At 51.6% G+C, this 21,040-nt stretch carries 16 protein-coding genes; 10 read left to right on the top strand and 6 right to left on the bottom strand.

All coding sequences use genetic code 11. The features are described from left to right. The 5 genes from ACIOU9_RS06025 to ACIOU9_RS06005 all read left to right on the top strand — a co-directional run bounded on the left by ACIOU9_RS06025 (position 1) and on the right by ACIOU9_RS06005 (position 7,419). Complete coding sequence (locus tag ACIOU9_RS06025; protein WP_402696284.1) at positions 1–819, top strand: CDP-alcohol phosphatidyltransferase family protein; 819 nt, start codon at positions 1–3, stop codon at positions 817–819. 40 nt (positions 820–859) lie between these two features. After that, positions 860–1,750: a glycosyltransferase family 2 protein gene (locus ACIOU9_RS06020; RefSeq protein WP_133833485.1), complete on the top strand. Its 891-nt coding sequence runs from the start codon at positions 860–862 to the stop codon at positions 1,748–1,750. A gap of 66 nt (positions 1,751–1,816) precedes the next feature. Then, the gene (locus ACIOU9_RS06015) at positions 1,817–2,278 is read left to right on the top strand and encodes an adenylyltransferase/cytidyltransferase family protein (RefSeq protein WP_105659212.1); all 462 of its coding nucleotides are present in this window, start codon (positions 1,817–1,819) and stop codon (positions 2,276–2,278) included. A 48-nt stretch (positions 2,279–2,326) separates the two neighbouring features. After that, entirely contained in the window at positions 2,327–3,604 is a 1,278-nt protein-coding gene (locus ACIOU9_RS06010) for a CDP-glycerol glycerophosphotransferase family protein (protein WP_133833484.1), read from the top strand. A gap of 302 nt (positions 3,605–3,906) precedes the next feature. Beyond that, positions 3,907–7,419, top strand: a complete 3,513-nt coding sequence (locus ACIOU9_RS06005) for a CDP-glycerol glycerophosphotransferase family protein (protein ID WP_402696283.1) — start codon at positions 3,907–3,909, stop codon at positions 7,417–7,419. 76 nt (positions 7,420–7,495) lie between these two features. Here the strand turns inward: ACIOU9_RS06005 and ACIOU9_RS06000 are convergent, their stop codons facing one another. Beyond that, positions 7,496–8,710, bottom strand: coding sequence for a CDP-glycerol glycerophosphotransferase family protein (locus ACIOU9_RS06000; protein ID WP_133833482.1), 1,215 nt, complete (start codon positions 8,708–8,710; stop codon positions 7,496–7,498). A 421-nt stretch (positions 8,711–9,131) separates the two neighbouring features. On the opposite strand from ACIOU9_RS06000, the gene ACIOU9_RS05995 reads away from it, so the two are divergent. The 4 genes from ACIOU9_RS05995 to mutM are packed head-to-tail and all read left to right on the top strand — an operon-like array spanning position 9,132 to position 11,501. Further along, positions 9,132–9,653 carry a DUF177 domain-containing protein gene (locus ACIOU9_RS05995; protein ID WP_181148963.1) on the top strand — a complete coding sequence of 174 codons (522 nt, stop codon included), beginning with the start codon at positions 9,132–9,134 and terminating at the stop codon, positions 9,651–9,653. A gap of 2 nt (positions 9,654–9,655) precedes the next feature. Next, complete coding sequence (rpmF, locus tag ACIOU9_RS05990) at positions 9,656–9,859, top strand: 50S ribosomal protein L32 (protein WP_013348816.1); 204 nt, start codon at positions 9,656–9,658, stop codon at positions 9,857–9,859. A 3-nt stretch (positions 9,860–9,862) separates the two neighbouring features. After that, positions 9,863–10,561, top strand: a complete 699-nt coding sequence (gene rnc, locus ACIOU9_RS05985) for a ribonuclease III (RefSeq protein WP_105659217.1) — start codon at positions 9,863–9,865, stop codon at positions 10,559–10,561. Positions 10,562–10,571: 10 nt separating this feature from the next. Continuing rightward, on the top strand, positions 10,572–11,501 hold the full coding sequence (gene mutM / locus ACIOU9_RS05980; RefSeq protein WP_133833481.1) for a bifunctional DNA-formamidopyrimidine glycosylase/DNA-(apurinic or apyrimidinic site) lyase: 930 nt from the start codon (positions 10,572–10,574) through the stop codon (positions 11,499–11,501). Position 11,502: 1 nt separating this feature from the next. Here the strand turns inward: mutM and ACIOU9_RS05975 are convergent, their stop codons facing one another. The 5 genes from ACIOU9_RS05975 to ACIOU9_RS05955 all read right to left on the bottom strand — a co-directional run bounded on the left by ACIOU9_RS05975 (position 11,503) and on the right by ACIOU9_RS05955 (position 17,345). Next, entirely contained in the window at positions 11,503–12,231 is a 729-nt protein-coding gene (locus ACIOU9_RS05975; RefSeq protein WP_133833480.1) for a DUF6270 domain-containing protein, read from the bottom strand. A gap of 84 nt (positions 12,232–12,315) precedes the next feature. Next, positions 12,316–14,142 carry a hypothetical protein gene (locus ACIOU9_RS05970; RefSeq protein ID WP_402696282.1) on the bottom strand — a complete coding sequence of 609 codons (1,827 nt, stop codon included), beginning with the start codon at positions 14,140–14,142 and terminating at the stop codon, positions 12,316–12,318. Between the two features lie 124 nt (positions 14,143–14,266). Further along, on the bottom strand, positions 14,267–15,112 hold the full coding sequence (locus ACIOU9_RS05965) for a hypothetical protein (RefSeq protein ID WP_133833478.1): 846 nt from the start codon (positions 15,110–15,112) through the stop codon (positions 14,267–14,269). 279 nt (positions 15,113–15,391) lie between these two features. Next, on the bottom strand, positions 15,392–16,306 hold the full coding sequence (locus ACIOU9_RS05960) for a hypothetical protein (protein ID WP_133833477.1): 915 nt from the start codon (positions 16,304–16,306) through the stop codon (positions 15,392–15,394). A gap of 166 nt (positions 16,307–16,472) precedes the next feature. Beyond that, complete coding sequence (locus ACIOU9_RS05955; RefSeq protein ID WP_286172112.1) at positions 16,473–17,345, bottom strand: serine hydrolase; 873 nt, start codon at positions 17,343–17,345, stop codon at positions 16,473–16,475. Positions 17,346–17,449: 104 nt separating this feature from the next. On the opposite strand from ACIOU9_RS05955, the gene smc reads away from it, so the two are divergent. Beyond that, positions 17,450–21,022: a chromosome segregation protein SMC gene (gene smc / locus ACIOU9_RS05950; protein ID WP_133833476.1), complete on the top strand. Its 3,573-nt coding sequence runs from the start codon at positions 17,450–17,452 to the stop codon at positions 21,020–21,022. Positions 21,023–21,040: the final 18 nt, after the last annotated feature.

The following is a 21,040-nucleotide window of genomic DNA, read 5'->3' as shown; positions in this document are numbered from 1 at the left end:
ATGGTTGAACGTCCAAAGAATCCAACGCTCGAACAGCTGCGTGCGGTCTGCCAACCTCCGGAAGTCCGTGCGCGTAAGAATGCCGAGCACTGGACAGCTGAGCTGTACCTGCGCCATATCTCCATTTACCTCACCGCAATACTGGTGCGCACGCGTATCAGTGCCAATGGCGTTACCGGCTTGATGATTCTTGCGGGTTGGTTCATGTCTCTAGCGCTGTTGATTCCTGGCATCTGGGGACCGTTGCTGGCAGTAATCTTGTCGCAGCTCCAGCTGTATTTTGACTGTTCTGACGGAGAAGTCGCACGTTGGAGGGGAACTCAATCTCCCCGCGGTATTTTCATTGACATGGTTGGGCACCACACAACAGAGGCGCTGATCCCAATTGCTTTGGGCTACCGGGTCTTCATAGAACTGTCTGCGGATGATTCCTCAGTTGAGCAGGCCTGGCCTACACTGTTCATGGCCGCTTGCCTGTCGGTTCTTCTGGTCCTGAACCGTTCGCAGTCACTCATGGTTCATGCAGCCAGAGGCATGGCTGGCCTCGGAAAATTGCCGGATACTGCAGCCGCCAGATCAGTTCCAACAACTTCACTCGTTGGAAAGCTGCGTTCCCTGGCTCGCTTCTTGCCATTCCATAAGCTCCTGCACGCAGTTGAACTATCGCTGATCATTCTTGGATGCTCGGTTATCTCCGCAATCGTGGGTATTCCAGGAGCCGCCGAAAAGTGGATGGTCTGGATCCTATTGCCGGCATGCGTCCTAGTGAACTTTGGGCATTTCCTTTCCAATATGGCCTCGTCCCGGCTCAAAGCATAGTTTGACCTAATTCCGTATAGCCCACCGCCTTAGAGGACAAATGCCTGCAGAGATCAAACCGACCATCGGCGTAGTTGTGTTGACCATGGGTAACCGCCCGGTTGAGCTCCGACGCGCCCTGGAATCTTTGCTGGCCCAACGTTCAGTGCAGATTGACGCTGTAGTCGTAGGCAACGGATGGGATCCAACGGATATCCCTGAAGGGATCAAGACTCATTTTCTTCCAGAGAATTTGGGCATTCCGGCCGGCCGCAATGCTGGAGTGAACCAGATAAATGGCGAATACTTGTGCTTCCTCGATGACGATTCATGGTTCATCGATGATGACTTCTTGATTACGGCTGTCGAACGGTTCAAGCATTACCCTCGCATGGGGCTGTTGCAGCCGCGCATCACTGATCCTGAAAACGAAGAACAGAATCCACGACGTTGGATCCCGCGCTTGAAAAAACGAACGGCAGTGGAACCAAGCAAAGTTTTCCACGTGGGGGAAACTTGCCTAGTTACTACCCGTAGAATTTTTGATTCCACGGGTGGCTGGGCGGGGGGATTCTGGTACGCGCATGAAGGCATCGAACTTGCCTGGCGCGTATGGGACACAGGCACTTACGTCTGGTATGCCGGCGACATGCAGATTGGCCATCCGATCGTGGATCCACGACGCCACGACGAGTTCTATCGTTTGAATGCCCGAAACCGGGTGTGGCTGGCTCGCCGTAACTTGCCCGTGCCGCTGCGTTGGATCTATCCAACAACCTGGATGCTCATTGAGTGCTTGCGGCTGCGACACAACAAAAGCGCTGTGTCCCAGTACATAGCCGGATGGCGGGCAGGTTGGACCGGCAGCCCCTGGTACCGTGAACCACGGCCTAAACTTAGATGGAAAACAATAGTTCGCATGACCCTCGCGGGTCGTCTGCCTATTATCTAACGACGAACACAAGTGAGCGCCACTAGCTAAGCAAGCGAAGCTATTACCTTACTTCGAAAGGGACCCATGACTAAAACTGTTTTGACGTACGGAACTTTTGACCTGTTCCATATCGGCCACCTGAATATCCTGAAGCGTCTCAAGGAGAAGGGCGACCGCCTGGTTGTTGGCGTATCCACTGATGAGTTCAACGCCATCAAGGGCAAGAAGCCTGTAGTTCCTTTCGAACAGCGTCTTGAGATCGTCCAAGCCATCAAATACGTAGACCTCGCCATTCCCGAAGAGAACTGGGAACAGAAACGTACTGACATCAAGAAGTACGATGCAAAGGTCTTCGGCATCGGCGAAGACTGGAAGGGCAAGTTTGACGACCTCGGTGATGAAGTCGAAGTTGTCTACCTTCCACGTACCTCAGGTATCTCGACAACCGAAATGAAACGTGTCCTGAGCGAGTTCGATGAGCGACATGTCACGTCGTTAAAGAACACATTGGACACTTTGAGCCAGATCGTGAAGGAACTGAGCTAGTAAACTCGTTTAGTTGTAAGTTGTTGTTTTCGAGATTTGAAAGTACTCATGGCTAGCGAGCACATCACAGACTCCATCAAGTCCAGCGTAAAGGGCGCCCTGCAAAAAGTGGGGCGACGTCCGGAAGCAAAACGGATATCCCGTCTGATGGGGCTAACCGGTCGTCCGTCGGCCAATGTGAATGTTGGTGTATCCAATATTCCGGTACCAGGATCTGTAGCGGTTTACTTCGGAGATGGCGCTGACAAGATCTATCAGGTGACTCAGTGGCTTCCGGTGCTTGAAGAACTGCATGTGAAAGAAGAAGTACTGCTGGTCTTCCGTACTTTGAGTGCTTTCAAAGCGGCGGAGAAATTTACAGACCTGCCAAGGATCTATGTACGCCGATTGACTGATCTCATGGATCTGTATGATGACAATGACCTGAAGCTGGTCATATACACCAACAATTCGCGCACGAATTTCCAGTCCCTGGATCACCCAAGGCTTGTTCACGTGCATGTAAACCATGGTGAGAGCGACAAACTCTCGATGGTTTCGAATAAGGCCAAGGCCTACGACAAGGTTTTTGTCGCAGGCCCTGCAGCCATCAAGCGCCACGAGGCAATGTTGATTGACTTCGAGTTCAACAAATTGGAAGTCACCGGTCGTCCGCAGCTGGATATCAACTTCGAACTCGAATTGGAACCAAGCGAGAAGTTCGATGTCATGTATGCGCCGACGTGGGAAGGGGAAAACGAAGACAACAACTACACCTCGTTGGACAAATATGGTGTTGCCATTGTCGAGTCATTGTTGGAGAACCCTTCTTGGCGCGTCGTCTATAAGCCGCACCCACGAATTCAGGAAAGCAATACTCCTGGCGTTGCTCAGGCACACGCACGCATTCTGGAAATGATCGAAGCTGCCAATGAAGCCGGCGCAGAGCACGTGATATCCGAACAGGGCAATATCTTGGCCATGTTCGAGTCGACCGATGCGCTGATTACCGATGTTTCCAGCGTAGGCCTGGACTACCTGTACCTCCACCCGGGTAATCCGTTAGTCATTTCCGACCGACGTACCAACCGCGAAATTCTTCACCGCGATGCACCAGTTGCGCAGGCCTGCCACGTAGTAGACCAAGATAGCGTGAAGAACGTTGGAGACCTGCTCGCCGATGCACTGACTCGTGACGGACACAAGGATCAGCGCATTGAAATGCGCCAGTTCTACTTTGGCGACCTGAACCGAGGGGATTCAACTAAGCGATTCCAGAACGTCATTCAGAAGCTGATTGTTGAACGTCAAGGAAAGCTGGAGAACTTCCGGGGTTGGCACAGCTAGAGGTCCGCTGACTCCTTGGTCCCAATTCGTACCATACGAATTGGGACCAATTGCTTTAAGCGCCAGATAATGACAACGCTCCAGTCGAAGCAGACTCTATGGCCATTTGCAGGTGTCCGTGGCGGTTTCAAACTGATTTGATCGCCCATGGGCGGTAATCTTAGACTGTGGATCACATGAAATGACGGCCACTGCCGTGTGGTGCTAGCGGCCTATTCATGTTGTACACGCGCGATTTCCAGGCTGTTCCGCTGAACGACTTAAGCGGGGGATAGCAGCTAAAACATTGAAGGACACTATTCGTGGCAGTTGAAATTCGAGCTATGCAAGACTTGGCGCAGTCAGCGATGCAGACTTTGCGTACCCAGCGGTTAAAGCGCAAAAAGTATCGCTACTACAGCGGCTACCAAGAGCTGAACCTTGCAATTCGTGATGAAGTTCTGCATCTGGACGCTAGCGTTGCCCATCCCGTGCAATCCGTTTCGGTATTACACGGTAGCCACATCGTTCTTTCTGTTGCGCCACTTACGTCTGATCTAGTCAAAATCGGTCACGATGAATCCCATCGAATCTATGCTGAGATCTCTCTGGATCCCCTTCTTGATCGGTGGCAAGACTATCGCGAACTCGCTTCCAGCAACGAAGAGCCGGAATCCAGCGTTCCTGATTCGGATGACGCAGATGACAACCAAGTGACTCTGGAAAATGACCTGTACGCCGGTACGGTTCGTCTTGCACTGACCTTCAGCTCCGAATTCGATCAATTGCCTCCGGGAATCGCATGGTTGCAGCTAACTGAAGACGGTGAACTGCTCAGGCGCAAAGAGGTCCGGGAACGGATCGACGCCGGGGAACTAATCCTCAACGGCCCTGTTATCGCCCACCGTATTCTGGGGCGGTTTTCGTCGACTACTTTTAGCCATGACACGGTCTATAATTCAGGCGAACGCAGCGTAGGACTTTATATCAATAAGAAGGCCGAAGTGGCTTTGGCCCTGAACCGTCCTCTACGCTTCAAATATCGAATTCGTACTGACATCACCCGGATCCACGACGGCATGCTGTCGTTGGGCGGAGTTCTGGAAACGCAGAGCGACCGGTTGTCCTCAGTCACTTTGCAACTGGTTGGACGTAAATCGGAATTTGCAGTTGAAGTTCCAGCGGAGCTGGTTTTCGACGAAAAGCATGCAGCAAAGCGCTTTGGACGTGCTATCTACAGCTGGTCAGCAACCCTGGATTTCAAATCTGCTGACTGGGAGGCGATCGATCGTGGCGATAACTACGATCTCTATCTGCTGGCGACTTCGAATTCCAGCGGTGAGCTTGCACGCATTCGAGTGACTCGTACCCCGTTTGCCGTGCGCAGCACGACGCGTGCAGATGCGGTGACAATCGGTGAAAAGACTCTAGCGATTTCTCCATATTTCACTTTCAAAGCAAAATCAACATCGGTGATTTTGGAAGTGTTCGACAAAGAAGCCTTTGCCGTACTTGCTAACGCTAAACAGCGCAGTTTCCCAATCAGCCAGCCATCGGATTCGAAGCCGATTTGGATCGTCGGCGAACTATCCTACAAGGCTCAGGACAACGGGCTGCATCTGTTCAAATACCTGCGTAAAGAACGCCCAGATATTGATGCATACTATGTCATCGATGAGAAAGCTCCCGATTTACGGAATTTCGATTCCATGGATCACGTCGTTTTCCATGGCAGCAAAGAACACTTTGAATTGGCCATTCGTGCGCAACGAGTCATCGGCACGCACCATGCCGATTACTTATACCCAACAAGGCACCATAGCTTCTCGTCGCGTTGCCGCGCTACTCGGGTGTTCTTGCAGCACGGCGTCATGGGAACCAAATGGATGGTTCCCAACTACGGCAAGAATTCACCTGGCTTTGCGACGGACCTTTTCATGGTTTCCTCTGAGCGCGAGAAGCAGTACATCGTTAAGGACTTCCTTTATTCGCCTGTAGAAGTCAAGGTCACCGGGCTATCCCGGTTCGATTCCTTGCTAGCGACGGATTTGAGTGTTAACGAGAACATGCTCCTGATCATCCCAACGTGGCGTGATTGGTTGCAGAATGAGGAAGTTTTCCTTGAATCGGACTACCTCGAGCAATGGAAAAACCTGCTTAATTCGGCGGAACTTGCAGAATTAGTCCAGAGGCATGGCCTGGAAGTTGTTTTCTGCCTCCATCCCAACATGATGCAATTCAGGGATCATTTCGCTGGCGCGCCCGCTCGACTAATTGTCCAAGGTGAAATTGACGTCCAGGAACTAATCAAGACCGCGGCAATCATGGTCACGGATTACTCTTCAGTGAACTTTGACTTCAGCTTCCTGCACAAGCCTGTTCACTACTACCAGTTCGATCGCTCTCGCTTCTTGGGACCGAGCGGATCGCATTTGAACTTGGACGACGAATTGCCAGGCCGCATTGCCTTTGATGCAGAAACATTGCTGTATGATCTTTCGCGTACCCTGCAACGAGGTAAAGCCATGGAAGACAAGTACCGTCAACGTGCTGACGTGTTCATGACCCACCGGGACCAAAACAATTCGCAACGCATAACGGGAGAAATAGAGCGAGCCGAGTTGCGTGGCAAACCCAACGTTGGCTGGCGTGCCGAATTGCCGGTTAAGTTGAAGAACAAGTTCCGAAGGAACAAGCGGTACTTTGACGTCATGCGCAAGCTATACAAGTTGTACAAGCTTGCTCCCATGGAAGAAGACCTCATCGTCTTCGAATCGGGTCTCGGGAATCAGTACGGCGACTCTCCTCGGTATATTTACGAGGAATTGCTGCGACAAGGTGACACACGTCGCAAGGTATGGGTTTACTCGGGAAAGCACCGCTTCTCCGATCCTTTGACGACTACCGTTAAGCGATTGTCCCCAGAATATTTCTGGCATCTCGCACGGGCAAAATACTGGGTGAATAACCAGAGCTTCCCGCACTATGTGAAGCGTCGCGCGAAGGGAGTGTTCCTGCAGACCTGGCACGGAACACCACTCAAGCAGATGGCACTCGATGTTCGCGAAGTTCAAGGCCGCGATGAGGGGTATCTTGAGCGTGTTACACGAGCAACGCGCCAATGGACGCACCTCATTTCGCCTTCTCGCTACACGAGCGAGATCATGCGATCCGCCTATGCATTCTCAGGCGAAGCCGTGGAGCTTGGCTATCCCCGAAACGACATCTTGACCGGTACCGACGTTGCTGAGCAAGAAAAGCGTGTTCGCGATGAGCTTGCGATACCCCCAGGAATCAAGACCGTACTTTACGCGCCGACATTCCGTGACGATGCGGCTTCAAGCCGCGGTAAATTCAGATTCGACTTGCCAATGGATCTGGAGGAGTTCGACCGTCGTTTTGGCGAAGACACCATCTTGATGTTGCGCATGCATGTGCTGGTATCAAATGCCGTGTCGATTCCGGAGAGCCTGCGGCACCGCATTATCGATGTCTCGAGTCATCCAGATATTCAGGAACTATACCTTGCTTCTGATGTATTGATTACTGATTATTCGTCGGTATTCTTCGACTACTCGCTGTTGCGACGACCAATTATCTTCTATGCATACGATCTGGAGAACTACCGGGATAATCTGCGTGGTTTCTATTTGGACTACGAGAGTGCGTTGCCTGGCCCAATTGTTGAAGAAGAGAACGACCTTTGGGATGCACTATCGTCAGCTTTGGCGGGGGCTGATCTGCCAGGGGTGAATCGAGACGAATTCATTCAAAAGTTTGCCCCAAATGATGACGGGCATGCCGCGCGGCGCGTTGTTGAGCGCTTCTTCAAATAAGGAAGACACCGCAGCTTATTGAAATTGCGGTGCCGGGCCTCCTGCAGGCCCGGCACCACTATGCTGCTGAAGCTGGCTAGTGATCAGTGACGCTGTCTTCTTGCACTAGCGCCAGCGTTTCTGCAATGAAACGTTGCATGCTGGCACCGGGGGAAACGTCGCCAAAGTAGTAATTGACCAGACCTCGTAGCTGCGGGTTGTTGCCGGCCAAGGCTTCTCGCGCCAGCCGGCTGATTTCCGTTGCCGCCGCAGCTGTAAGGGCAGGCACCTGTTGCAGCGCTGGAGATTCATCAACGGTAGCCTCGGTCGACACCGGTTGCGTCACGAACATTGGTTTTCCTGTAGCTAAAAAGTCATAAGCAACTGCGGAAATGTCAGTCACGCAAAGGTCGGCAGCTGACCACTGCCAGCCCCAGTGGGCCGAGTCATCGAAAATGAATTGGGCTTTCGAAGTTTCGCTGTGCGCCCTCAGCTGTTTTCGGATTCTTTCTACGCCTTGCCCATAGGGTTTCGCACCCAGTCCAGAACGTGGATGGGGGCGAAAAATAACGTTGAATCCGCCGTCCTTGATCAAGGCGTCAATTAATTGTTCACCATGGGATAGTACGGAGCCATAATTCATGGAAGGCCGGTCGCCTTCCCAGGTTGGGGCATAGAGAAGCGTCGGTAGTTCCTTATTCAGGTCGACAGGCGACGCATAATCCACATCTATTTGCGGACGCCCAATTAACCGGCATCGCAACGAAGCGTCGAAATTGCGCAAGTGATTTACCAGGCGATCTCTAGCTGCTTCACCGGCTGAAAATACATAATCGTAGGCCTTGAGCTGGTTGGACCACATGTAGGCTTTTTCGCTTTCGCCATGGCAGATGAAGACATGATTAGGCGCATTGAACCGCATGATTTGAAAGTTCCGGATATTTTGATTCACGTAGAACACCACACGTAGATCCTGGGATTGCATGAATCGCTCAACATCTACCACGGCGGGGGCGAAGTGAATCGGTAGCGGGCATTCCTTGCGCAGCGACAGCGCAGTATCTGGACTTCGTGCGATGATTACCACCGGCACGAACTCTGCCAAGGCTAAAAGCGGTTCGTACCATTGCCTGATCTGGTAGGCGTTGGCCATCTCATCGGGAAAGTGCAGCGCTACCTTGTACCGGTCAGCGTCCACGGGCAGGTGGCGTAGTTCTGTGGCGTGGTTCTGAATGAACTTCAGGTGTCGCCGTGTCTCAAAGCGCGATTGCACTTTCTTGACGACGCTATTGACGGTTCGTAACACTTTCACGGAGAATCCCTCACCACTTAATTCGAAGCATGACCAAGCATAATTCGCTGGGCAAGCTTTCTTCGGGATGTTTGCTATAAGCCGTTTTGCGTCGCGCTCGTCCCTGGCGTTATTCCGATTCTTCTTCGAAGTCCGCGGCGCGGATTGCAAGGTCGGGAATGTTGGATTAGCAACGCGTGCAAGTAGGGATTGGCAGGTCGTCTACGATATGCTGTGGTGAGTGCAACACCGGCATCGAGCTCTGAAAACTGGTTTCAGTTTGGGAACTTGGCCTACGGCAAGCTAAGATGAAATGTCGGACTATGTTTCTATAGGAGTCATCATTAGCGAAAAGCGTTCTGATCGATCGTCACACGGCGAACTCGATCGCAACTCGCCTCTGGTTTTTTCAACCAGGGAGCTCGGCCGTTCGCCTGGCTCAATGAAAACTCTCAATGAGCAGGTTTCGGCACCCGCAGATGTGGGAAATGCACTTATCGGTATTCGTGGAGGATCTGAGCTTGACTTAGATCTTCGCTTTGAAGCCGTGCATGAAGGAATTCTGGTATCGGGTACCGCTACAGCGCAAATCGCTGGGGAATGTGGACGATGCTTGGAGCCCATCGAGTACGACTTCGAGGCTGATATTCAAGAGCTCTTCTATTATGAAGAGAGCGAAGAATTCGAAGACGATGATGATGTGGATCAGTATTGGGTGGTCGGTGACTTGATTGACATCGATCCGGTAGTACGGAGCGCAGTGGTTACCGCCCTGCCGTTCCAGCCGGTTTGCCGGGAAGATTGCTTGGGGCTCTGCAGTGAATGCGGAATCAGTCTCAACGATGACCCTCAGCATGATCATGAGATCCTGGATCCACGTTGGGCAGCGCTAGCGCAGCTGTCCGATATTGTCGCAGAGGATGCGACAAATGATAAAACGTCAGACAAGAGAGAAGAGAAGTAGTCGTGGCTGTTCCAAAGCGGAAGATGTCCCGTGCGAATACTCGTGCCCGCCGTTCTCAGTGGAAGGCTACCGCACCGAACCTGGTGAAGACCGTTGAAAACGGTCGCGTAACCTACAGCCTGCCTCACCAGGCTAAGGTTGTCACCGACTCGGCTGGTACCGAATTGTTCCTTGAGTACAAGGGTCGCAAGGTCGCAGACGTCTAAGACATGTCTTCAAAAGAAGAACTTATGAAGCGTCTCGGAATCAATATTGATTCCGAGACGTTTCGTCTTGCATTTACCCACCGCTCATATTCCTATGAGAACGGTGGCATTCCAACGAATGAACGCCTTGAATTCTTAGGTGATTCAATTCTTGGCTTCTGCGTTGCAGAATACCTATACGCAACTTTCCCGAATTTGCCAGAAGGCGATCTCGCGAAGCGGCGAGCGGCTATCGTCAGTACCCGCGCCTTGGCGATCATTGCCCGTGATTTGGAAGTGGGGGAGCACCTGCTCCTAGGACGTGGGGAAGCCCAGTCCAACGGAGCCAATAAATCCTCCATTCTGGCAGACACCATGGAAGCAATTCTTGGGGCCACCTACTTGGTTCAAGGCATGGAAGCTGCGCGCTCGTTTGTGCTTCGCTTCGTCACTCCACTGCTGGAAGATCATCGGCTGCTGGGCGCGACGACTGACTGGAAAACTGTAATCCAGGAAGAAGTAGCCTCCCAAAAGCTAGGCGAGATGCACTACCAGGTCACTGGTTCCGGTCCTGACCACGCACGCACTTACCTTGCCGAACTCCGCATCGGAAACGAGGGATACGGCCAGGGGCATGGGCCATCCAAGAAGGAAGCTGAGCAGGAAGCGGCACACAAGACTTGGCTGTTGCTGCATCCAGGTGAGCAGCTACCTAAGGGATAGCGTTTAGTTCATGCCAGAACTGCCAGAAGTTGAAGTGGTCCGAGAAGGACTGGATAAGTGGGTTCGCACTCGAACGGTACTAACCGCTCAAGTGCTGGACCCGCGGTCCGTCCGCCGTCATACCGACGGCGTTGAAGATTTTGAACAGACATTGAGCGGTTGCTCTATCGCTTCCGTGGTTCGCCGGGGCAAGTTCCTCTGGATGGACCTCGAAGGCCTTTCAACTCCGGCAGCATTGGTTGCCCACCTCGGCATGAGCGGCCAACTTCTTGTCGAAGAACCTGATGCTCACGATGAGAAACATCTAAAAGTCAGGCTCTCACTCAGCGAGAGATCCGATTTCCCCAGCGAACTGCGTTTCGTAGACCAGCGAATCTTTGGGGGAATGTTTATCTCCCCACTGGTTGCAACAACCGATGGGTTGCCTGCCGGAGCCGGGTCGCTAAAAGCATCGATCCCACAGGCGGCTGCTCACATTGCCCGAGACGTGATGGATCCTCACCGCAAGACCGAAGACCTGTACGTCGCGCTTCGCAAAAAGACGACAGAACTCAAGAGAGCCATTCTGGACCAGGGGATCATTTCCGGAGTCGGCAACATCTATGCGGATGAAGCACTTTGGCAAGCAGGCCTTTCAGGTTTGCGCAATACTGGCACTATCAGGCGTCCAGAAGTGCAACGCCTCAATGATGCTTTGGTTGATGTGATGACACGCGCCCTCGCCGCTGGTGGTACGAGCTTTGATTCTCTATACGTGAATGTTAACGGCGCTAGCGGTTATTTCTCCAGGTCCTTGAACGCCTACGGGCGCGAAGGCAAAGCCTGTTTGCGTTGCAGAGAAAACGGCCGTGAGTCTCTGATTCGTCGTGATCCCTTCATGGGCCGTTCTTCCTATAGCTGCCCAGTGTGCCAGCCGCGACCACGCCGTGCACCGAGATAAGCTACTTTTCTGAAATTTGGTCGAATACTTGCACAAGGATTTCCTGATAGTACTCCGGCTGATAATGATACGGTGAACTACCCCATTTATGATTTTCATCGGATAGGCTGATATCCAGAGACGGTTTTATTGATCTAAAACCCAATTCTCGAAGGTACGAAAAATATGGTTCGTATAACTTATTCGCGTAATGAGCGGACCAGTTTCTGAATTTAGGAACGTTACTGCCTTGACAAGAATGATCAGTCCAAATGGTCTCAATGTATATGCTATTGCTGAATAGACCACATTCTACGAGAATATCTTTGAGGGTAAGTACTCCTTGTTTCCAAAGCTCAAAGTGTTGGCTGGTGCCAAAATGAATCTTAGCCTTGGCATACGGAAAATCATCTAAAAGACTTGATTTGGATAGTTCCGCGGAGTTCGTGATGTATCGCCCGCCCTGGAGTCGATAAACTCCTAGTCGTTCACTTAAGATGTCAAATAGGAATACTTCGACTTCATTCGATTTTTCACGCAAAGTAGAGAAGAGCGAGGACTTAATGTCTCCGACTACCATCCGGGAATTAAAGTTTGTCGATGAATTTGCTGTGTTAATTCGTGTCTCGGGTAGCGAGTTGGCGCTAATAAGCGACTGGCGAGCGATGTAACCCGTTAAATAATGTTCATCCTTGACCAGTTCATAGGCATCCCTAGAAACGCAGCCACCGTATATGAAGAAATTTACCATTGTTCCTGCGAAATAAATATTAGTAGTTATGAGAGAAAAGATTATCGGATACTGAAGATCTTAACCTAGTAAGACTATTCTTAATTACCCGAAACTGAGCCAAGACATGATCCCACCCAAACTGTAAAGATCACGGAGTTGCTTCTTGTTTAGTGAACTTGCAGTTGATAATTTACGAATGTATTCGATATCGACAGTTCCCTGTAAAGCAGTACCATTCGTTTGTTCGAGAGCGCTAGATAACAGTTCTTGTCCAGTCTCCTTGTAAACTACCTGCCAAAAATTAACTCCCAATCCGTTGGCTTCCTCCACCTTAGCTTTGCGTTGCGCGGCATTAAGTTTGGGTTCGGTGGCATTTAGGCGTCGAAGAACGGATAGGAAAGTGCTATCAGCTTCACATTCAGGTGTGAGCCCTTTTACAAAATTAATTTTCTCGTTATTCTTTGGCCATGAACGTAATTCTCGTCGATTTCTTAGTTGTAATAGGTCTTGGCTGAACCTGTCGTAATCGAAGGGCCATGATAATAGATCAGGTTTCAGCGAGTCTAGTAAATCATGGCCAATGAGATTTGCCGATCTGACATGTTGCGTAGATCTTCTGGCTAATTCGAAACCAGCAACAGAATACAACGGGTCAAACCTAGAGCCAACACGACTCCATAATAAAGACGTCTGACCGATATGGTAGCGATTCCGATTATGCGTATAAAACGCATCGCCTATGAAACTGGCATCCTGATAAAGATGGGACAAGTGATCGAATTTTTTTGTTAGTAATGATGAAACGTTCGCGATTGCTTCTGGCGAAAAATAGGTGCTCTTGGTATTTGCTGTGGGCAGATAGCTTGATATAAGGAGGCTGCTATCAAGTCGACCAAGTGAGTCGGTAATTTTTCTGTTTCCAAAGAATGTTCGAAGCACTTCTCCGTAGCCGCCGCCCATTGCGCTAACTGGTACAGAGATTTCTCGACCGAACGGGCCCGTATTAGTTATTCCACCACTCGCAAAGAGTGCGCCCATTAGTCGTTCTGACATGTTCGTCGTTGGTGCAGTCGTGAGCCCTGCCCCGTCTACTCGTTGTAGGCCGTATTGTCTCGTCAGGCCATCGGCGATTATTCGATCGGTGGAACCTTCAGGGCCGGAACAGAATATATTGACTCGATCTCGCAGTTCTAGGTTCAATACTGCGGAGAGAACTAGGCGTGAGTCAAAACCGCCTGTCAAGTGTGCGGTGATTTGCTGAGAATTCGTCTCTGCTATTGCTTGGACAGCGCCTTGGACGTCAGATCGAAGAATTGTAAACAAATCATAGAGCGATGCAGAGTCAAGGCTCTCGCGAATCTTGTAATTCTTTGTAAAGATTTGATTTCCGTACAATACGAAATACTGAAAAGGCTCAAGTGAATGTACACCCTTGTAACTTGCAGGTGTGAGCCCTCCGTTGCCAAGCATGAGACGCTCTACCTGAAACAATGGATCCTTTTCCAAGATGATTCCATGTGTCTCGGCTGCATGTACAAGTTCTACGATGCTGGTAGAAACGAATGCTTTGCCCTGCTTATTGAGAGAGAACGCAAGTGCACCGCCCAGTGGGTCAGGCAGACAAGCGCTCCATGAATCTACTGAATCTTCAATGAATAGTGCACCAGGGTTTCGTGCACCTTTCGACCACCAATCAGCAAGTTCTTCAATACTCCACCGTTCCGCTGCTTGTGGTAGTGACGAATCGAGATCCGCAGTTCGCTGAATGCATGTTCCGTTTAGAATTACGCTTCCATCGAGCCAGAATCGTCGTGAACCACGAATAACGGGATCTTCATTCCGTTTCACAACTGTGTTTATTGGCGCCGAACTGATTGAGGTATGCGGTAACCCCGTAATCACCGGAGCATAGGTCTTAGTAGAAGCCATACGTCTAACCTTACTATGTGATGTTTGTTCAAGTCTCGGTGGGCAGTCCCCGTGACTACGAGCAACCTGAACCCAAGATGATAATCACGAATGAACGGTGACTAGAACTGGAAGTACGGGTGCCTCAACTGGCAAAATTTGATAGCCCTGCGTTCCAATTCGGAGCATGGTTAACGAGTGACTTAAGAGGTTCCATGTATTCGTTCGCAGGAGGGACTATGTGCCCCTTTCCCCAATTCTGGATCTTAAAATGAATATTTGATTGCTCACGCGTAGCAGCCTCAAAGCGCGAGAAATGATTCTCGTAATACAGTCTGTCACCAGTATTTTGTATGTATGCCACGGTATTTTCTCTTCCTTTGGCGTACCACTTTGACATGCTTGTTGGAATTTTTGCGGCAATCATTTGTGGGTTCCATCCCGGATACGCTTTTCGGGAGTAGTCGTCAAAGCGATCAGGTTTTCCGAGAAGTTCAATGCGAGGATTCATCACTAATGCAACTGACTCTGGAAAGTAGGTACTGTAATGAAGAGCCGCATATCCGCCAGCGGAGGAACCAAAAAAAATAAGATGTTTTTCTTGCCCGGGACGTTGTGTCAGGGCGATGATTGACGGGATGAACTTACCAGACGGAACTCGTTTGGTGCTTTGGTGCCAAAAAGTGAGTAGTTTTTCTGCTCCGCCACAAGCGGAGTCGGCGAAGGCGAGTAAGTTGACACCGAGCTTCTCAGCGAAACGCGATCCGGTAAAAATAGGATACTCAACGGTTTTAGGTCCAGTTGCCGCATGGAATGTGACAAGGGTCACCGGAGAATTTCGGTCTTCGAAATAGAAATCGAAATATCGTCCGTTGGATTTGATAATGGTAAGCCCTTCAGAAAGACCTGCACGAAGTGCGCTATCAAAGTCGTCAAATATGCGTCTACCGCGGGAAGAGTGCTTCTTAATGTTCCTGGTACGATTCAGCATATCGAGGACCTTATCTGGGGCTGGATAGTTATTTTGACGGTCGATGGCTTCGTGTTATCGCAACGAAATCTCATTTGACCCATTGCGGGTAAACGAGGAGCGCGCATTTTGTTTCGTGACTCCGGCTTTAGGGTAGGAGTGTCCCGCTCTTCTTCATATCGAAAACATGGGCAATTTTCGAGGGATGAACCTAGGTCGGACAGTGCGAGCTGCTTAGCGGGAAGCATTGTCAGTCTCACTGGCTTCCGTTTTTTGATGAAGTCAATTTGAGTTTGCTTCTTAGAATTTTAAATCTTTGGCATTCATCGAGAGGTCCATTAATTGTTCCAAGAGGCTACCGATTAGGGTGGACGGTGGTGGTGCGTGCCCTTCGGCGAATTCCCTGACGAAGACGATGTGATTATCGTCCAGCGAATTGATCCCTTCTTGTAGTTCTTTTTGCGTCGTCATTGACCAGAGGGGCTTGAGGTGTTTGCTCCGATGCCAATCAGCACTGTTCTGAAGGTAAATAACACGTCGGGGCGCGGTAAGAGTCTGGCTTCGCAAAACGTGGGTGTGTACTTTGGAATCGGTTCTGCTCTTACAAAATTGTTTCCAATCGGGTGAGCCTAAAGTCGCAAAGGCGAAATTAAACCGACTTCTCAAGTATGCTTTTACGAAGCGTTCTGCGTATTCATATATATCCGTTTGTGGATTCCAAACCAGCGCGGTCGAGTCTCCTTTGAACCTTGAAGCGATATTTAGCGCAGCAAATCCACCTCCTGATCCACCTATGAAAATCAACTCGCGTTTAAGGCTCTCCTGAAGGACAGTTAAAGTCGCGAGTAGATTAGCTGTGAAGTTGTCGGTTGGACCACCTGTGTACCAAGCTAGGCTTAAGGAAGCGTCATCATCGAGGCTTGGGTCCGCGACGGCGATTAGTGGAAGTTTTTTATTGTTCGTCAGTCCCAGTCCGGAAAAGAATGGCCCTTTCTTATCTCCTCGTGAAGAGATGGCACCTGTGAAGAACACTGGTTGTGCTTTAAAATCTGACGCATTAATATATTCATTTACATAAATGTCAATTGGGGATTCATCTTTACCAAATTGAATGGTGTGGATCCCCGGTAGCATAATCCAGCGATTTTTAAAATCTGACAAGTTGTCCCATACGTAGTGCAGAACTTGCCACTGCCTGTAGTTTTTATCAGTCATTGAAATCCTCGTTAGTTCTGGATGATAGGTGTTGAAAGGAGTGAGCTGTAATAGTGATTATGCTTAGAATAGCTGTGATTCACACTGTTTCTATATCTGTTGATCAGTCTAGCTGTTTTGATCGAAGATCAAACTAAAGGATCGTAGGCAGACTGACTCGGAATAACTAGTTATTCCGAGTAATTTTCGTGGCGACTAGAACTTGGTCATTGAACGGGGCCCAAGTGTCAACAGCCCACTGGCCAAAGCTTTTATCGGTGAGCGTCACACAGGCCAGACGATGTTTAGGGTCCACCCAGAGGAACGTACCAGACTGCCCAAAGTGTCCATAAGTGGACGCTGGATGGCTTGCGCCTGTCCAGTGCGGCGCTTTGGACGATCGGATCTCAAACCCGAGTCCCCAGTCATTCGGGTTCTGCCGGCCATAGCCGGGCAGAATTCCAGCGAGGTTCTCGAAATGCACACGCGTTGCCTCGCTCAATGTTTCTTGCGCCACGATAGTTGGGGTCAAAAGTTCGGCAGCGAATTTTGCCAGGTCGGCAGCGGTGGATCGGCCATCCTTTGCGCAGCTGCCGGCAATTTCTGTATCAGCCATCCCCAGGGGAGCGAAGACCGCTTCCTGGGCATACTGGGCCATGCTGATTCTGGTCTGTTGTTCCAGATGCTCTGCGAGCTTTTCAAAGCCGTAATTCGAGTATCCGCGTTTAGTCCCTACGGCAAAGCGGATGGTTCCGGAATCAAAGTCATACCCGGCTGTGTGCGCCAATAGGTGGTGCACGGTTGAACCCTCTGGCCCTGCAGGGTCTTCGAGGGTGATGGCTTCTTCTTCCAGAGCAACCAAGAACGTGTAGGCACTGAGCAACTTGGTCACCGAAGCCAAGGGGTAAACACGGGCAGTATCACCGTGCTGGTCAACGATTGCACCATTGCCGTTCACCACCACGGATACCGCGTTGTCACTTGGCCACTGGTCAATCTGCGTCAGAATGCTCATAGAATGATCTATCCCTCGATTTTCTTCCTCGGATTTTGCGAGCACAACCAGATAATCCCCAGTGCGCTTCGCTAGAATTGCGACAAGGATTGGGTTTGATTGCCCAACCCAACTTTAGCGATTTCGCCCAAACATAGGAACTTCACGCCGTGCATCTCAAGACTCTCACCGTTCGCGGATTCAAGTCTTTCGCATCGGCGACCACTTTTGAGTTTGAACCGGGCGTCACGGCTGTTGTAGGACCTAACGGTTCCGGCAAGTCCAACGTGGTTGACGCGCTGTCCTGGGTCATGGGTGAACAGGGTGCCAAGACGCTTCGCGGCGGCAAGATGGAAGACGTGATCTTTGCTGGCACTTCTGGCCGCCCACCACTGGGCCGTGCCCATGTGTCCCTGACAATCGATAACTCTGATGGCCAGCTGCCTATCGACTATGCAGAAGTCACTATCTCCCGCACGCTGTTCCGTACTGGTGGATCCGAATACGCCATTAATGGAAGTTCTTGCCGTCTTCTGGACATTCAAGAGCTGCTTTCGGATTCCGGTCTGGGTCGAGAAATGCATGTGATTGTCGGTCAGGGACAGCTGGACCGCATCTTGCACGCTACCGCTGAAGATCGGCGTGGTTTCATCGAGGAAGCGGCCGGCGTGCTCAAGCACCGACGGCGCAAGGAGAAAACCCTGCGCAAGCTGCAAGCGATGCAGGGAAATCTGGATCGTCTTGAGGATTTGAGCGCCGAGGTTCGCCGCCAATTGGCTCCGTTGGGACGGCAAGCGAAAATCGCTCGCCGTGCGCAGACGGTGCAGCTTGATGTCAGGGATGCAAAGTCCCGTCTGCTGGCAGATGATTTGGTCACACTGAACAACAAGCTGGCCCAGGATATTGATGACGAATCCAAAATCCAAGCTCAGCAAGAAGACGCTGCGGCACGCCTGGAACGCATCAAGAAGCACATCGCTGAACTGACTGCCCAGATGGAAACCATTACCCCGCGACTGGTTCAGATCCAGGAAACGTGGGTTTCGTTGAGCACGCAGGCAGAGCGTTATCGATCGCTGGCCGCGTTGGCTCGTGAACGCGGGAAATTGCTGGAAAGCAATGAAACCCATTTCGATTCCAGCCGTGATCCTGAGCGTTTGGAAGCTCAAGCTGAGCGAATGAGCGAAGAACTTGAGGAACTTGAAGAAGCTCTTGAAGACCGCCACGAGATTCTTGCTGAAGCTGTAGAGGCTAAAGAGCAGGCCGAGGAAGCATCACGCGCCGAACAGCAGCGGATGGCTGCCATGCTCCGTGCCGCGGCGGACCGTCGAGAAGGCATGTCACGGCTCGCCTCGCAGGTGGCTTCCGCACGCAGCCGTGTCGACGTGACCCGGGCCGAAATATCCCGCCTCCAGGAAAGCGTCCAGTCCTTCGACTCGGACCTTGAACTGGATTTGCGCTCTCACGCAGAAGTTGCCAGTGATCTTGAAAAACAATTGGCGGGCGAAGCCCAACTGAATATCGATTTTGAGAGTGCTGATCGGGAACACGCAGCATTGTCAGAAGAGCACAATGCCGATAGTCAGCGTGAACGCGAGCTATCGGTGCGTGTTTCCGGATTGCGTGCTCGCCTTGAAGCCCTGAAGTTGAACTCCAAACCAGATGATCAGTCATCACAGCTTCTTGGATCAACATCCGGACTGCTCCTCGGCCGTTTGGGGGAGCTGATTACGGTTAATCCGGGATATGAACAGGCCATCGCCGCGATTTTGCGTGACAGTGCAGAAGCTTTGGTAGCCAAGAACCTTGGTGATGCGTTGGAGCTCATCGAAGCCCTGCAACAGCAGCAGGCCAGCCAAGTATTCCTGCACGCCGAAGTTCTGCCAAGTGGTGCAAAGGCTACTGCAATGCCTAATGCCGTCAGTGCTCGTGAAGTTGTAGCTGCCGATGGCCCACTGGATAGCTTGCTTGATCAGCTTCTTGTTGGCCATTACATCATTGAGGAAATGAGCCAAGCTCCTGCGGCCTTGGTGCAGAACCCATCTGCGTTGCTCACCACCTTGGATGGCATCACTGTTTCGGCAGTTCGCAGTTCCGTGGGGGACTCAGCAGGCGCTTCCCTGATCGCGCAGCAGGCCTTAGTGGAACAGACGGAAACTGAACTCTCCCAGTGCCAGGAAGAACTTTCCACAGTCGAGCACAGATTGGCTCAGCGGGGACCAGAGCTTTCCATCGCTCAGCAACAACGCGATGAGGCCCTGTCGGCGCTGGCTGAATCTGATGCCGCCATTGATGAATTATCCTCGTATTTGGCACGTCTTGGACAGAAACTTCGCAGCGCGCGATCGGACAAAGCCAAGCTGGAAGAAAAGCTCGAAGCAACGCTGGAGAAGCTGGAAATCGAGCAGGAATCTCTGGAAGAGATTACCGAGCGCATGGAGCTAGCTTCAACGGATCAAGATGAAGAAACCGTTGATGACGCGGCACGAGCGGCTCTTGCAGATGCTGCAGCCGCGGCACGACAGCAGGAATTAGAAGCCCGGCTTGCCTTGCGCAGTAGTGAAGAGCGCGTTTCTGCGTTGCGTTCGCGCGTTGAGGGTCTGCGCCGCACTGCGGCAGCTGAGCGCAATCACCGTGAAGTTGCAGCTCGTCGAGCGGAGCAGCGCAAGGCGCAAGCAGCCAATGCGATCCGTATTGAGCAAGCTGCTGAGCGCGTCCTGCGTTTCATTGAAGTATCGGTATCGATGGCTGGCCAAGAACGCGAAGAGCTGGCTGGAAAGAAATCCGAACTGGAATCCATGCTGGGCAGCCAACGCAAGGAAGCGGAGCAGCTCTCCGCCGAGCTGGCCCGTCTTGCTGATGCTGTGCATCGTGATGAGATGGCCCGTGCGGAACTGCGGATGCGCATTGAGAATCTTGAGACCAAGGCCCTGGAAGAACTCGGATACACCCCTGATCACCTCATCGCCAACTACGGTCCAGACCAGCTGATTCCGGAGGCCCTCGACGAAGATGACAAGTGGGGCGCGCTGCGGCAAAACGTTGATGAAGAAGGCAATCCTGTCGGCACCCGGGCATATGATCGCGTCGAGCAGGAAAAGCGGCTGAAGAAGTCCGAACGCGACCTGGCGGCCTTGGGCAAAGTCAATCCGTTGGCACTTGAAGAGTTCGCTGCCTTGGAGGAACGCCATAAGTTCCTCTCCGGCCAGCTCGAGGATTTGAAGAAGTCCAGAGGGGATTTGCAGCAGATCATTGCCGACGTTGATTCCCACGTCGAGCGGGTGTTCACCGAAGCCTACAACGACACCGCCGTGCAGTTCAGGCGGATCTTCGATCGCCTCTTCCCAGGCGGCGAGGGCCAGCTGGTGCTCACCGATCCCGAGAATATGCTCACCACAGGCATCGAGGTGGAAGCGCGTCCGGCCGGCAAGAAGATCAAGCGGCTCTCGCTGCTCTCCGGTGGCGAGCGTTCGCTGACTGCTGTCGCGTTGCTGGTCGCCATCTTCAAGGCTCGCCCGTCGCCGTTCTACGTGATGGACGAGGTGGAGGCGGCCTTGGACGATATGAATTTGGGACGCCTGATCACGATCTTCGAAGAGTTGCGCGAGTCTTCGCAGCTGATTGTGATTACCCACCAGAAGAAGACCATGGAAGTAGCTGATGCCCTGTACGGCGTCACTATGCGCGGAGACGGGGTTTCTACAGTGATTAGCCAGAAAATGGAACGAGCTGTGACGACGTAGCTATTGCGGTAAAGTAGG

The organism is Glutamicibacter sp. NPDC087583 (assembly GCF_044743685.1).
Lineage (GTDB): Bacteria > Actinomycetota > Actinomycetes > Actinomycetales > Micrococcaceae > Glutamicibacter.
The sequence above is the reverse complement of the archived record's forward strand: the minus strand, read 5'-3'. Positions and strand labels throughout refer to the sequence as shown.